We start from the raw sequence: 14483 nt of genomic DNA on the forward strand, positions 1-14483 counted from the left end.
ACCGTGCGATGAAAGTCGAAGTCGTTCGTACTCACCTGTCGTTGTTCGTGCGCGACCCGGAAGTGTCGGCACGCTGGTACGCCGACGTGCTGGGCATGCATGAAAGCGCCCGGGGTGAAAGCTGGATCATGATGGCGTTTGGTGCCAAGCATCACGACATCGCGTTGCTCCGCGCCGAGCCCGGGGCCCACCAGGGCGGCCTGGGATTGCAGCACTACGGGCTGGAGATCGCGGGCGACATGACCACCCTGCGCAAGCTCTACGGCATGTTGCTGAACAAGGGCGTCGAGGTGGTGAAGATCACCGACCACGAGATCGGCAACGGCGTGTATTTCAACGACCCCGATGGCAATCGCATGGAATTTTTCCTCGAGTCCGAACACGACGACGCGCTCGGCAAGGCCCGCTTCAAGGCCGCTGGCGCCCCCAGCCGGCATTTCGATCTCGACCCACTTTGAATGAGACTGCTCTTATGAAAACCGCGAATTTCGCCAGTTATCACATCCGCAAATGGTACAGCTTCGTCGAGGAAACCCTGGCCAACGAAACCGGCCAGTTGGCCGATGGCGAGCCGTTGTTCAAGTACGCCATTGGCGCGGTGATCGCCAACCCTTACGCCGGCCGTTTCAGTGAAAGCCTGGCGGAGTTGATAGAACCGTCGCCCTTGCTGGGCCAGGAGTTTGGTCGGCGCATTCGCGTACTGGCGGGCCAGCGTGAGATCGTCAGTTATGGCAAGGCCTGCCTGGTAGGCAGCCAGGGCGAGTACGAGCACGGCAATGCGTTGCTGACCAACCCGGCGGCGGATCCGATCCGTGTCGCGTTGGGCGGCGGCAAGTCCTGGGTGCCTTCCACCGGCAAGCGCGGCGGGCCTGGCGTGACCATCGACGTGCCGCTGGCCCACAAGGACGCGCTGTATGTCCGTTCCCACTACGACAGCATTTCCCTGTCGTTCGGCGATGGTCCGTCGGCCGACGAGTTGATCATCATCTGGGCCTTCGCCACGCGCGGGCGTTTGCATGCACGCCTGGGTGGTCTGCAGGCGGCTGACGTCAAGGGCAATGACGGCCTGTATTGAGGGGCGCTGATCGTGGGAAGCCAACGAATGTCTGCAAACAGCCAGTTCTTCACCAATCGTTCGAGGATGCGCCTGCACTATCTGTCATGGGGCGATGCGTCAGGCATTCCCGTGCTGCTGCTCCATGGGCTGCGCTCCTATGCCCAGACCTGGGATGGCCTGGCCAATGCGTTGGGCGAGCGGTACTGCTGCTATGCCCTTGACCAGCGCGGTCGCGGCTACAGTGACTGGGCGGATACCTCCAGTTACCGGACCGAGGTCTATGTCAACGATCTTGAAGACCTGGTGGCGCATTTGGGGCTGCAGCGTTTCGTCCTGGTGGGGCATTCTCTGGGCGGCACCAATGCACTGGAGTATGCGCGGCTCCATCCGGGACGACTGCAAGCGTTGGTGATCGAGGACATCGGCCCGGGTTCTTCGGTCAGCGGTGACGGCGCCGCGCGGATTCGGCGCGAGATGAGCCAGACACCGCTGTTGTTTCCTGACTGGGAGAGCGCCGCCCAGTTCTGGCTGCAAGCGCGACCTGGTCTCTCTGAGGAGGGACTGGCCTCCAGGTTGATGTATTCGATGAAGGAAACCCTGGCTGGAATCGAATGGCGTCACGACCAGCAAGGCATTGCCCAGGCGCGCCTGAGCATTACCCCGACCGATCTGTGGCCGGCGGTGCGGGCGCTGGATTGCCCGACGCTGTTCATTCGTGGCGCCCGTTCCGACTTCCTGCCCCTGGCGACCCTCGAGTCGATAAAGCAGGCCAACAAGTGGGTGAACACAGAGGAAATCGCCGACGCCAGCCATTACGTTCATGATGACCAGAGCGCAATGTTCAACCTTGTCGTCATGGACTATTTGTACGACCAATGCCTAAAACCACAACAACAAAGCGGTGAATAGCGATGAAGCAGGAGAAAACCCAGGTAGTCATCGTGGGCGGTGGCCCGAACGGGATCACGGCCGCTCATTACATGGGGCTGTACGGCATCGACTGCATCGTCCTCGAGTTGGCTGACGGCGTCCTGCCGTATCCCCGTGCGGTGGGCATGGATGACGAGGCGCTGCGGGTGTTGCAGGGCATCGGCATCGCTGAGCTGGCCGCGCGCGACATGATCTGCAACGTGCCCCTGCGTTACTACAATGCGCGGGGCGTGTGTTTTGCCGAGGTCAAGCCGAGCACGGCGAACTATGGCTGGCCGATGCGCAACATCTTCATGCAGCAGTTGCTGGAAACGACGCTGCGCGAGCAGTTGGGCAAACACGCCAGTGTCGAGTTGCGCCAGGGCCATGAAATGCTCGATCTGGAGCAGGACGCCGAGGGCGTGACCTTGCAGGTGCGCGATGCCCAAGGGGAGCTGTATCAGTTGCAGGCGCAGTACGTGATCGGTGCCGATGGCGGACGTTCCAGCGTGCGCAAGAAACTCGGCATCGAACTGCTGGGGCTGACCCATCCGCGCAAATGGGTGGTGATCGACACGGCCAACGACTCCCTGGATGCACCGTACACCGCCCTGCATGCCGACCCTCAGCGACCCTTTGTCTGCATCTACCTGCCGTATCAGCAGCGGCGCTGGGAGTTCATGCTCCTGGAGGGCGAAGACGAGGGCAAGATGTGCGAAGAGGCGACGATTCGGGACTTGATCCGCGGGCATATCGGCGAGGCGGTCGATCAACTGGAGATCATCCGGATCCGCGCCTATACCCATAATTCCCGGGTCGCGGCGCGCTTTGTCCAGGGCCGTGTGGCACTGGTGGGGGATGCGGCGCATATTTCCCCGCCCTGGGCCGGGCAGGGGCTCAATTCGGGCCTGCGTGATGTCGCCAACGTCAGCTGGAAGCTCGCCGCGATTCTCCAGGGGCGGGCGGCGCCGGCGATTCTGGCCAGTTACGACCAGGAGCGCCGCGGGCACGCGACCGATCTCATCGCGTTGGCCGACAACATGGGCGCGGTCCTGGGGCTGACCAACCCGTTGATGGCCGGGGTGCGGGACTGGTTGTTCCAGGCAGTCAACAGCGTCGACAACCTGCGTTCGCATTTGCTGGAATTCAAGTTCAAACCCAAGGCGACCATCACCAAAGGCCTGGTGTATCACGAGCGTGCCGAGCTACATGAGGATGATCTGGTTGGACAGCTGTTCATCCAACCGTCCATCGAAGATGCCCAAGGCCAGCGTCGGCGCCTGGACGAGGTCCTGGGGCATTCCTATGCGGTGCTGGGGTATCGGGTCAATCCGAGCGAACAACTCAGCGAGCAGACCGCTGCTTATTGGGCGCGCTGGGACACGCGTTTCATCCAGATCAATCGCTCGCGCAGTGGCGTGGGGCGCAATCAACCCTTGTCGGCCAGCGGTGCCATTTGCGTCGAAGACGTCGATAACCGCCTGGGGGAATGGTTTGCCAAGGTGCGAGATTGCGTCGTGGTGGTGCGGCCGGATCGGTTCGTTGCGGCGATCACCACCCCCGAGCGACTCGAAGGCGTATTGCGCAAACTGGCGGAGCAACTGTCATGAGGCGCGAAGAGGATCTGCTGGTCCGGCTTCACGATGCCGGGCAGGCCATACACGCCTTGCCTTCGTTGGAACCCGAGGCCGTCGATTTGCCGACGGGCTACACCTTGCAGCGCGAGGCACTGCGTCGGCGCCAGGTCGGCGGTGAGCGGCTGACCGGATGGAAAGTGGCCTTCGCCGGCCGCGCCGCCCAGGATCGTTTCGGTATCGATGAGCCGGTGTTGGGGGCGCTGACCGATGCCATGGTCGTGGAACCTGGACGTACGGTATCCCTCGCACGGCTGATCCAGCCGAAGTTGGAAATCGAGCTGGCGTTTGTCCTGGGGCGCACGCTGGTGCCCGGTTTCTATAGCGACGAGGACATTCTCGCCGCCATTTCCGAGGTCGCGCCGGCGTTCGAGATCGCCGATTGCCGTTGGCAAGGCTGGCGTTTCGGCGTCGGCGCGTTTCTGGCCGACAATGCTGCCGCGGCGCTGTATTGCCTGGGGTCGCGGGTCAGGTTTCATCCGGGGCAACTGGCCCACGTGAACTATCGCCTGGAATGTGACGGGGTGCCCTGTGGCGAGGGCAATGCCCAGGCGTGGGAGGACACGCCCCAGGCCAACCTGTGCTGGCTGGTCCGGCGCTTGCTGGCCGATGGGCAGTGTGTCGAAGCGGGGCAGGTGGTGCTGTCCGGGGCTTTGTTGGCGCCTCTGGACATCAAGGCTGCCGAGTACCGGTTGCACATGCTTGGCATGGAACTGGCTTTGGATTTCCGGTAGTCAGCACTGTTCACCCAAATGAAATGATGAACCCGTGGCGAGGGAGCTTGCTCCCGCTGGGCTGCGCAGCAGACCCATTTTTGTGAGCGCTTCGCGCTGGAGCGCCAGCTCCGGTCAAGCGGGAGCAAGCTCCCTCGCCACGGGGCTACCGACTTGCTTGCATAACCGTACCAGGCAGTAAGCACAGCGCCACCGAGGAACAATGATCATGTTCGCCGAAGTCCGTACCTTCAATGATCCTCAGCAACACGCCGGCTCGATCCTGGGTTGGCAACAAGTCTATGACCAGCTCGGGCGCGGTTGCCTGTCCAGCGAGCTGCGGCAGGTGTGCGCCGAGCGTTTCCAGATTTTCCAGGAGGTGCTGGATAAACGCGTCGTGCAGCGCGGTTGCGCGCCAAAAGGACGCTTGTGCATTGCCATGTCCTTGGGTGGTGCGCCGGTGGTGCAGGGGCACCAGGTGGGCGCCCACAGCGTCGTGCTGTTGCGCGATGGAGAAGATTTCGTCCTGCACGCCCCGGAAGGCACGCATTTCTTCGCGGCCAATGTCGACACGGTGCGGTTTGCCAAGCTCGCGGCCTACGAACTGTCGAGCGAACAGCTCAAACGCTTGAAAAGCGTGTCCCAGGTCAGCGTGGATGAGGCGGTACTGCGCCGGGTGCAACAGCGGATCCACCCACTGTTTCGTCACCTTTTGGAACAGACCGATGCGGTCAATCCCGCCGCGGAGAAAATCCTCGAAGACGTTTTGCTCAACGCCTTCCTCGACCTGTTCAGCCACGCCACGGACGAGGTGCGCGGCCGGCGCGGCAATTTTGCCGTCAGCGCCTACCTGGTCAAGCGTTGCCAGGAACTGGTCGTGGCCAGCGCCGATGTGCCCTTGAGCATCCTCGATTTGTGCGAGCAATTGCGGGTCAGCCGCAGGACCCTGCAGAACAGTTTCCAGGCCGTCACCGGCATGCGTCCGGTGGAGTACCTGCGTAACCTGCGGCTCAATGCGGTGCGCCGCCGATTGATCACGACCCGTGCGGCCGCGCTGAACGTCAGTGAAATCGCGGTGGCGATGGGGTTTTTCCACCTGAGCCATTTTGCCGTCCATTACCGGGCGCTGTTTGGCGAGTCACCCTCGGACACACCCAGGGCATCGGCGTGATGAGTGGCCTCCTGCGGTGTTACCGAAGCGCCTTCCTGCACCGATAAAAGGCAGCCGCTGAGCTGTTTGGTAGCACACCCGTACCACCCTGGGCCAGAGACGGGCAGTCGTTCTCCTCGGCAACTTCCTTTAAATCAAACCCTTGCACGATAACGCGTGTGGTTGGCATACATTCTGCTTTTATGAATCCATGGATAATTGGATACAAAAATGCAGAAGGTGCTGCCATGCAATTTGCTCCGACGTACGCTGAACGCCCGCCCATGACGGCCGAGGAGGAGGCCTACAACTTCCTGCTCGATGCCATTTGTGGCGGTCGGTTACGCAAGGGCGAGCGGCTGATTGCCGAGGACATCGCCAACGAGATCGGCATGAGCCGCATGCCGGTGCGCGAAGCCTTTCGCCGTCTGGATGCCCAGGGCCTGGTGACCTTGCGGCCCAATCGCGGGGCGGTGGTCAGCGGCCTAGACATCGATGAGTTGCACGAAGTCTTCGAAATGCGCAGCGCCCTCGAAGGCCTGGCGGTGCGTGTCGCGACGGCGAAGATTGGTGAGCGCCAGCTGGCCGCCCTGGAGCGCTTGCTGGACGAGATGGACGATTACCGCGAGGAAAGCGCCGAGTGGGTCAGCCGCCATCGCGCCTTCCATGAATACCTGTGCAGCCTCAGCGGTCGCCCGCGATTGCTCAAGCAGATCAGCGCGCTTTACTCCCTGATCGAAGCGCCCATGCGCCTGTGGCTGCAGCATGTGGAAAAGCCCCTGAGTGCGCGTCAGGAGCACATGCTGATCCTCGACGCCCTGCGTGCGGGCGATGCCGAGAAGGCCGAGGCGGTGGTGCGTGCGCACATCGAAGGCACCGTCCCTGAATTGATCGAGTTCCTGCAATCGAAAAAATAACGAGAGCGGGTCACTTAGAGCCTGCCCCGTGTTTTGACTTTGAGTACTGCCCGTCATTAATGAACTGGAGTGTCTGGTCATGCATAAGCCTCGCCTGTTGGTTGCCGCTTTATCCTTGGGTTTCTGTGCGCAATGGGCGGTTGCCGCGCCCGTTGTCCCGGAGCGTTTGCTCAAGGCCGATAAACTCGTCTACTGCTCAGGCATGGATTCGCCGCCGCTGGTGTCCTTCGATGAGGCGCAGAAACCCAAGGGATTGACCGTGGACCTGGGGCTGGAAATCGCCAAGCGCCTGGGTGACAAAAAGGTGGAGTGGCGGGTGATCCCGTTTTCCGGATTGCTCCCGGCGCTGTTGGCCCAACAGTGCGACATGATCGTCGACCAGCTGTTCGACAAGCCCGAGCGCCGCGAGGTGATCGACATCGTCAACTACATGTATTCCAGCCAGGCGGTGGTGGTGCCCAAGGGCAATCCAAAGGGCCTCAAGACACTGCCGGATCTCTCTGGTCACAAGGTCGCGGTGCTCAACGGCTCCACCATCAAGACCCTGCTCGACGCCGAGAACGCAACCCTGGCCAAGGCCGGCAAGCCGCCCATGAAACTGGTGGTCTACAACTCCGACACCGATGCCTTCCAGGCCCTGCGCATCAGCCAGGTCGACGCCTACGGCACCACCGTGGAAACCGCCGGTTACTACGCCACCATGGCCCCCGACCTGTTCGAGGAAGGCGTGCCGGCCTTCAGCCGGATTCTCACCGGCCTGGGTATTCGCAAGGACGATCCGCAGCTGACCGCCGCCGTGCAGCAGGTGATCGGCGATATGCGCAGCGATGGCAGCTACAGCCAACTGCTCGGCAAATGGCATGTCTCCAGTGACACCCTTGATTGAGGTGAACCGTCGATGAATTTCAATTGGGATGTGTTCTGGCAGTACCTGCTCCAGCCCAGTGGCGTGTACCTCACCGGGCTCTGGCTGACCTGCCTGATCAGTGTGCTGGCGATGTTGCTGGGCTGCATGCTGGGGCTGGCCGCCGCGCTATTGCGGTTGTCGAAGAACCCGTTGCTGCATGTGCCGGTGCGCTTTTACGTGTGGCTGATGCGCGGCACGCCGTTGCTGGTGCAGATCGTCTTTCTCTACACCGCGCTGGCTGCCGGCGGGATTTTCCGCTTCGAAGACATCGACCTGTTTGGGCTGGTGATTCCCGGCAATATCCAGGCGGCGATCATCGCCCTGGGCCTCAACGAGGGCGCCTACATGGCCGAGATCATCCGCGCCGGCATCGGTGCGGTGGACAAGGGCCAATACGAGGCCGGACGTTCCCTGGGCATGACCTTCGCCAAACTGATGCGGCGCATTGTCCTGCCCCAGGCGTTCCGGGTCATCGTTCCGCCGTTGGGCAACGAGTTCAACGTGATGCTCAAGAACACCACGCTGGTCAGCGTGATCGGCGTCCAGGAATTGTTGCTCAGTACCCAGATGGTCACGTCGGCGACGTTCCGAGTATTCGAGTTGTACCTGGTGGTGGCGATCTATTTCCTGTTGCTGACCACGCTGTGGGGCTTTTTCCAGCGCTGGCTGGAGACTCGCTTCGGCCAATCGGACCGGCCCTCGTCGCCACCGCCGGCGTCGACGCGGATGTTCGGTCGCAGCACCCTGAACCTGCTGAGGGCACGTTGACCATGGCGCATAAAAGCGAAGAGTTGATCATCGAGGCGCTGGACGTTCACAAGTCCTTCGGCGAGTTGCAGATTCTCAAGGGCATCTCGTTGCAAGTGCGGCGCGGCGAAGTGGTGGTGCTGATCGGTGCGTCGGGCTCGGGCAAGACCACGTTCATCCGTTGCATCAATCTGCTGGAAGACATCCAGGGCGGACGCATCCGCGTCAATGGCCAGCCCATGGGCTATCGCGAACGGGCCGATGGCAGCCTGGTTCGTGAGTCGGAGCGCAACATCGCCCGGCAGCGGCGGGACATAGGCATGGTGTTCCAGCGCTTCAACCTGTTTCCCCACATGACCGCCCTGGAAAACATCATCGAGGCGCCAATCCAGGTGCTCGGTGTGACTCGCGCCGCCGCGTTGGAACAGGCCCGCGGGTTGCTGGAGCGGGTCGGCCTGGCGGACAAGGCCGATCACTACCCATCGATGCTCTCCGGCGGCCAGCAACAGCGGGTGGCGATTGCCCGGGCCCTGGCCATGAAGCCCCAGGCCATGCTGTTCGATGAACCCACCAGCGCCCTCGACCCGGAAACCGTCGGCGAGGTGCTGCAAGTGATGAAGGAATTGGCCGAGGAGGGCATGACCATGGTCGTAGTGACCCACGAAATGGGCTTCGCCCGGGAAGTGGCGGACCGTGTGGTGGTGCTCGACCAGGGCGAGCTGATCGAGCAAGGGCCGCCGGAGCAGATTTTCTGTCATCCGATTCATCCGCGCACCCGGGCTTTTCTCAGCCGCGTGCTGTGACGTTTCCCGGCCACCGAATTCCTGTCTTGAAGAGTTTTTGCCATGCTTAAATTTTCTGCCCACGAGTACCCTTATCCGTCGCAGCGCCAGAGCGTCTTCGCCCGCCGGGGCATGGTCGCCGCGTCCCAGCCCCTGGCGGCCCAGGCGGGCATCGAGATCATGCAAAAAGGCGGCAATGCCATCGACGCTGCCATCGCCACGGCGGCCGCGCTGACGGTGGTGGAGCCCACGGGCTGCGGGATCGGCGGTGACGCCTTCGCGCTGGTCTGGTCCAAGGGCCAACTGCATGGCCTCAACGGCAACGGCCATGCGCCGGCGGCCTTGAGCATCGAGGCGGTCAAGGCTGCCGGCCATGAAAAAATGCCGATCTATGGCTGGACACCGGTGACGGTCCCGGGCTGCCCATCGGCCTGGGCCGAGCTGTCCCGACGCTTTGGCAAGCTGCCTTTCGCCGAGCTGCTGCAGCCGGCCATCAGCCTGGCCCGGGACGGCTTTGCGCTGTCGCCGGTGGTTGCCCATCAATGGCAGATCGCCGTGGACGAGTTCGCACCCCATCGCGATGCCGTCCTGGAGGCCTGGTTCGAGACGTTCCTGATCGACGGCCGGGCGCCACGGGCCGGGGAGATCTTTCGCAACCCGGCCCAGGCGCGCACGCTCCAGGAACTGGCCGACACCGCCTGCGAAAGCCTTTATCGCGGTGCCCTGGCTGAGCGCCTGGACGCTCACTCCCGGGCCAGCGGCGGCTACCTGCGCGCCTCGGACCTCAAGGATTATCGCGCCCAGTGGGTCGACCCTATTCACGTCAACTACCGAGGCGTGGATGTCTGGGAAATCCCGCCGAGCGGGCAGGGCCTGGTGGCCTTGATGGCCCTGAAGATTCTGGAAGGCTTCGACTTCGATCACCGTGACAGCCAACAGACCTGGCATCGCCAACTGGAAGCGATGAAGTTGGCCTACAGCGACGGCCTGCACTACATCACCGATCCTTTGCACATGCGCGTGGCGGTGGCTGACCTGCTCAGCGATGACTACAGTGCCCACCGTCGTCGGCAGATCGGCGAACAGGCCCAACCGCCCGCGCCCGGCGACCCCCACGCCAGCGGCACGGTGTACCTGGCGACCGCGGATGGGGAGGGCAACATGGTCTCGTTTATCCAGAGCAACTACCACGGGTTTGGCTCTGGCGTGGTGCTGCCCAACAGCGGTATTGCCTTGCAGAATCGAGGGCAGGAATTCAGCCTCGATTCGACCCACGCCAACTGCCTGGCCCCAGGCAAGAAGACCTTCCATACCATCATTCCCGGTTTCCTCACCCGCAATGGCGAGGCCCTCGGCCCCTTCGGGGTGATGGGCGGCTACATGCAGCCCCAGGGGCATGTGCAGATGGTCATGAACCTGGTGGATTTCGGCCTGAACCCGCAAGCGGCACTGGATGCACCGCGCTGGCAATGGCTGGGCGACATGAAGGTCGGGATCGAGCACGGGGCCTCACGGGACCTGGCCAATGCCCTGGCGCGACGGGGACATGAGGTCCAGATCGCCAGCGACCTGACCGACTATGGTCGCGGCCAGATCATCCTGCGCGACCCGGTCAGCGGCGTGCTATGCGGCGGGACCGAACCCCGGGCGGATTCGCACATTGCGGTGTGGTGATGAACGTAGGCTAACGGGTTTCACTCATCGGTCATTCCTGAGTGAATCCTGATGACGACCTTGCCTTTCGAACGACTTTGTTCGACATAACCCAAGGCATCGGCCGTCGCGTCGAAAGGGAAGGAACGGTCAATCACCGGCTTGAGGTTGCCGGCCTCGACGAGCGTGGTGATCTCGCGCAGTTGAGGACCACTGGCGCGCATGAACACGAAGGCGTAGCTCACGCCCTGTCGGCGGGCCTTGCGGCGGATGCCGCTGCTCAACAGGCCCATGATCAGCCGCAGCGGCCAGGAAAATCCCTGGGCCTGGGCGAACTGCGGGGAGGGTGGTCCGGAGATGGAGATGAGCTGGCCGCCGGGCTTTAGGATCTTCAGCGACTTCTCCAGTTCATCGGCGCCCAGGCTGTTCAACACGACGTCATAGTCCTGCAGGACGCTGGAGAAATCCTGCTGCTTGTAATCGATGACAACGTCGGCCCCCAGCGCTTTGACCCAAGGCACATTGGGGGTGCTGGTGGTGGTCGCAACGAAGGCGCCGAGGTGTTTGGCAAGCTGGATGGCGAGGGTGCCGACGCCCCCTGAACCGGCCTGGATAAAGACCTTTTGCCCTTTCTTCAATCCCGCGGTTTCCACCAATACCTGCCAGGCCGTCAGGGCGACCAAGGGCAGGGCGGCTGCGTGTTCCATGTTGAGGTTTGCCGGTTTCAGGGCCAGGGCATTTTCGTTCACTGCAATTTGCTCGGCAAAGGTGCCGATGTGCCCATCCGGGGCGCGGGCATAGACTTCATCGCCCGGCTTGAACTGTTGGACACGGGACCCCACCCGCATTACGACCCCGGCTACGTCATGCCCCAATGTCAACGGAAACGAGTAGGGCAGGATCAGTTTGAATTCGCCTTTGCGGATCTTCGAATCCAGGAGGTTGACGCTGGCGGCGTGGACGCGGACCAGAACGTCGTGGTCAGCCACTTCAGGGGCCGGTACCTCGCCGATACGGCCACTGTGCTTGCCGTAGCGGTCGATTAGAAATGCCTTCATGGTGCTTGGTTCTCATAAGGGGGCAGCAGGCTGGGCAGGCGTCGAGCCATCCGGCGCGTTCCTTCGCGCCGGCGCCCGCTAGACGTCGATCACGCCAGGTCTTGATAGCGCTCGGCAACCTGGGACTGCTTGATTTGCCCGAGCAGGCCCTGGCGCGCCGCCTGCAAGGCATCCCAGCGCGCCTCTTCCTGCAAGGGTGGAATGGTTACCGGCTCGCGACGATCGAAGCCGACCAGCGCGGCATCGACCAAGTCAGCGACTTCCATGATTTCGCTCAAGGTGTTGATGTCGATGCCCGCGCGCTCCCAGATTTCGGTGCGAGTGGCCGCTGGCAGGACAGCTTGAACGTAGACGCCTTTCGGGGAGAGTTCCAGGCTGAGGCCCTGGGAGAGAAACAACACGAACGCCTTGGTCGCGCCGTAGACCGACATGCCGAACTCCGGTGCCAGGCCAACGACGGAGCCGATGTTGATGATCGCCCCGTCACCCGCCTGGACCAGGCGTGGGGCGATGGCGCTGGCCAGCCGGACCAGCGCGGTGGTGTTGAGCGACACGAGGTGCGCGACGCTGTCGGTCGACTGTTCGATGAAGCTGCCGGACTGGGCGGCACCGGCGTTATTGATCAGGATGCCGATGCTGGCGTCGTCCCGTAGGCGGGCTTCGACGGTGGTCAGGTCGCTGATCTGGGTGAGGTCGGCCTGGAGAATGTCGATGGCAACGTTGTGTTCGCTGCGCAGCTTGACGGCCAGCGCTTCAAGGCGAGTGCTGTCGCGGGCCACCAGGACCAGATTGTGCCCGCGTTGGGCAAAGCGCTGGGCATAGACAGCGCCGATGCCGGTGGAGGCGCCAGTGATGAGAACGGTTGTGCGAGTGTTCATGGGTGATTCTCTTTTTCAGGGAACGTTAGCGCGCTGTTTTCCAGGTGCGCCGATGGGTTCTGGTCAGGATTACCGCGCGCAGGATTCGGCGAGCGTCGGGTAGTCGATGTAGCCTGCCGCACCGCCGCCGTAGAGCGTGGCGGGATTGAAGGCCGACAATGGCGAGCCGGTCTTGAGCCGTTCGACCAGGTCCGGATTGCCAATGAACGGTCGGCCGAAAGCGATCAGGTCAGCCTGGTCTTCGACGAGCCGCGCGGTGGCCAGGTCCAGGTCGTAGCCGTTGTTGGCGATGTAGGTGTTCCTGAAGCGCTGGCGCAATGAGCCGAAGTCGAAGGGCGCAACGTCGCGCGGCCCGCCCGTCGCGCCTTCGACCACGTGCAGGTAAACGATGTCCAAGGCATTGAGCTGATCGACCAGGTAGTCGAACTGGGCCTGGGGCGCGCTGCTGGACACGCCATTGGCCGGCGAGACGGGCGAGATGCGCAGGCCGGTGCGTTCGGCCCCGATTTCTTCCACGACGGCCGCGGTCACTTCCAGCAGCAGGCGAGCGCGATTTTCAATCGAGCCGCCGTAGGCATCGGTGCGCACATTGGCGCCGTCCTTGAGGAACTGGTCCAGCAGATAGCCGTTCGCGCCGTGGATCTCTACGCCATCAAATCCCGCCGCGATGGCGTTCGCCGCCGCCTGGCGAAAATCGTTGACGATCCCCGGCAACTCGTCGATGTCCAGCGCTCGCGGTTCGCAAACGTCCTCGAAACGGTTGTTGACGAACACCTTGGTCGCCGGACGCAAAGCGGAGGGGGCCACAGGGGCGGCGCCGTTTTCTTGCAGGTCGACGTGGGAAACCCGACCGACATGCCACAGTTGCAGGAATATCCGCCCACCTTCGGCATGCACGGCCTCGGTGACTTTGCGCCAGCCGTCGATCTGCGCCGGCGTGTAGATCCCGGGCGTGTCCTGATAACCCTGGCCCTGCCGGGAAATCTGTGACGCCTCGGAGATCAGCAGGCCGGCGGACGATCGCTGGCTGTAGTAAGTGGCCGCGAACTCGCTCGGTACAAAACCTTGCCCCGCACGGTTACGTGTCAGCGGTGCCAGGACCACTCGGTTGGACAGTGTGAGGTTACCCAGCGTGTAGGGCGTGAACAGGTTCTGGTCGGTCATGGTGTCTTGTTTCCGTATGTTTGGATAAACGTTGCGCACAGCCTGCCGACGTGAGCGGGCTTTTCATTAGGATGATGACCGAAATCTAAACTGTCAACGAATTTGATTATGCTCGACATCTATGTATGATGTGAGCATGATTTTGAGCAGCACGAGGGAGTGAAAAATGCGCGTAACCAAGGCCCAGGCCCAGGCCAATCGGGAGCACATCGTCGAGACGGCCTCTGTCTTGTTTCGTGAGCGAGGCTTTGACGGCGTGGGTGTGGCGGATCTGATGGCGGCCGCCGGGTTCACCCATGGCGGTTTCTACAAACATTTCGGCTCCAAGGCCGACCTGATGGCCGAAGCGGCCGCGAACGGCCTGGCGCAATCGCTGACCAACAATGTCGGTATCGGCGTGCCTGAGTTCGTCAATGTCTACGTGTCCAGGGAGCACCGTGACGCCCCTGGCGGCGGTTGCACCATGGCGGCGCTGTGCGGGGATGCTGCCCGTCAACCGCCCGAGCTGAAGGCGACCTTCGCCAACGGCATCGAAAACACGCTGGCGGCGCTCGAAAGCCAGTACGACACCGGGCAAGAGGCGCCGCAGCAAGAGGTGAGGGCGAAGATGCTCGACATGTTGGCCCATGCCGTCGGCGCGATCATGTTGTCGCGGTCCTGCCCGGACGATTCCGCCCTGGCGGATGAAATCCTCGAGGTGTGCCGCGCCCGGATCATCGCGTCGTTGCCGCCAGCACCCGCGCAGCAGCCTGCCGTGGACACCGAATCATAAGCACCCGAGATCAATGTGGGAGCCGAGCTTGCTCGCGATGACGGCGGCACATACAACTTCAATGCAGCCTGACCCACCGCTATCGCGAGCAAGCTCAGCTCCCACAGGATTGGAGTGATCATGATGCTGTTCACTTAAGCAA

At 62.6% G+C, this 14483-nt stretch carries 15 protein-coding genes; 12 read left to right on the forward strand and 3 right to left on the reverse strand.

Annotation, left to right across the window (positions count from 1 at the left end; all coding sequences use genetic code 11):
* Positions 1 to 8 precede the first annotated feature (8 nt).
* From J3P88_RS15290 to J3P88_RS15340, 11 genes are all read left to right on the forward strand, one after another.
* Positions 9 to 458, forward strand: a complete 450-nt coding sequence (locus tag J3P88_RS15290; protein ID WP_053122009.1) for a VOC family protein — start codon at positions 9 to 11, stop codon at positions 456 to 458.
* A gap of 14 nt (positions 459 to 472) precedes the next feature.
* On the forward strand, positions 473 to 1075 hold the full coding sequence (locus tag J3P88_RS15295) for an amino acid synthesis family protein (protein WP_434576266.1): 603 nt from the start codon (positions 473 to 475) through the stop codon (positions 1073 to 1075).
* A gap of 27 nt (positions 1076 to 1102) precedes the next feature.
* A complete protein-coding gene (locus J3P88_RS15300) occupies positions 1103 to 1966 on the forward strand; it encodes an alpha/beta fold hydrolase (protein WP_434576268.1) in 864 nt (287 codons plus the stop codon).
* A 2-nt stretch (positions 1967 to 1968) separates the two neighbouring features.
* A complete protein-coding gene (locus J3P88_RS15305) occupies positions 1969 to 3576 on the forward strand; it encodes a bifunctional 3-(3-hydroxy-phenyl)propionate/3-hydroxycinnamic acid hydroxylase (RefSeq protein ID WP_434576270.1) in 1608 nt (535 codons plus the stop codon).
* A complete protein-coding gene (locus J3P88_RS15310) occupies positions 3573 to 4334 on the forward strand; it encodes a 2-keto-4-pentenoate hydratase (protein ID WP_434576271.1) in 762 nt (253 codons plus the stop codon). Before J3P88_RS15305 ends, J3P88_RS15310 begins: the two co-directional genes overlap by 4 nt.
* Before the next feature lie 208 nt (positions 4335 to 4542).
* Positions 4543 to 5484: a helix-turn-helix domain-containing protein gene (locus J3P88_RS15315; protein ID WP_434576273.1), complete on the forward strand. Its 942-nt coding sequence runs from the start codon at positions 4543 to 4545 to the stop codon at positions 5482 to 5484.
* Between the two features lie 227 nt (positions 5485 to 5711).
* Positions 5712 to 6380, forward strand: a complete 669-nt coding sequence (locus J3P88_RS15320; RefSeq protein ID WP_434576275.1) for a GntR family transcriptional regulator — start codon at positions 5712 to 5714, stop codon at positions 6378 to 6380.
* 79 nt (positions 6381 to 6459) lie between these two features.
* On the forward strand, positions 6460 to 7266 hold the full coding sequence (locus J3P88_RS15325) for an ABC transporter substrate-binding protein (RefSeq protein ID WP_207962209.1): 807 nt from the start codon (positions 6460 to 6462) through the stop codon (positions 7264 to 7266).
* A 12-nt stretch (positions 7267 to 7278) separates the two neighbouring features.
* On the forward strand, positions 7279 to 8055 hold the full coding sequence (locus J3P88_RS15330) for an amino acid ABC transporter permease (protein WP_434576277.1): 777 nt from the start codon (positions 7279 to 7281) through the stop codon (positions 8053 to 8055).
* Between the two features lie 2 nt (positions 8056 to 8057).
* Positions 8058 to 8837, forward strand: coding sequence for an amino acid ABC transporter ATP-binding protein (locus tag J3P88_RS15335; RefSeq protein ID WP_053184086.1), 780 nt, complete (start codon positions 8058 to 8060; stop codon positions 8835 to 8837).
* Between the two features lie 42 nt (positions 8838 to 8879).
* Entirely contained in the window at positions 8880 to 10490 is a 1611-nt protein-coding gene (locus J3P88_RS15340) for a gamma-glutamyltransferase family protein (RefSeq protein ID WP_434576279.1), read from the forward strand.
* 20 nt (positions 10491 to 10510) lie between these two features.
* Here the strand turns inward: J3P88_RS15340 and J3P88_RS15345 are convergent, their stop codons facing one another.
* From J3P88_RS15345 to J3P88_RS15355, 3 genes are all read right to left on the reverse strand, one after another.
* Positions 10511 to 11527: an NADP-dependent oxidoreductase gene (locus J3P88_RS15345; RefSeq protein WP_434576281.1), complete on the reverse strand. Its 1017-nt coding sequence runs from the start codon at positions 11525 to 11527 to the stop codon at positions 10511 to 10513.
* 89 nt (positions 11528 to 11616) lie between these two features.
* Complete coding sequence (locus tag J3P88_RS15350; protein WP_434576282.1) at positions 11617 to 12405, reverse strand: SDR family NAD(P)-dependent oxidoreductase; 789 nt, start codon at positions 12403 to 12405, stop codon at positions 11617 to 11619.
* A gap of 69 nt (positions 12406 to 12474) precedes the next feature.
* The gene (locus J3P88_RS15355; RefSeq protein ID WP_434576284.1) at positions 12475 to 13569 is read right to left on the reverse strand and encodes an alkene reductase; all 1095 of its coding nucleotides are present in this window, start codon (positions 13567 to 13569) and stop codon (positions 12475 to 12477) included.
* Between the two features lie 166 nt (positions 13570 to 13735).
* Between J3P88_RS15355 and J3P88_RS15360 the strand changes: the two genes are divergently transcribed.
* On the forward strand, positions 13736 to 14341 hold the full coding sequence (locus J3P88_RS15360; RefSeq protein ID WP_186705884.1) for a TetR/AcrR family transcriptional regulator: 606 nt from the start codon (positions 13736 to 13738) through the stop codon (positions 14339 to 14341).
* The last annotated feature ends 142 nt before the right edge of the window (positions 14342 to 14483 follow it).

It is taken from the genome of Pseudomonas sp. Z3-6 (assembly GCF_051131985.1).
Lineage (GTDB): Bacteria > Pseudomonadota > Gammaproteobacteria > Pseudomonadales > Pseudomonadaceae > Aquipseudomonas > Aquipseudomonas zanjanensis.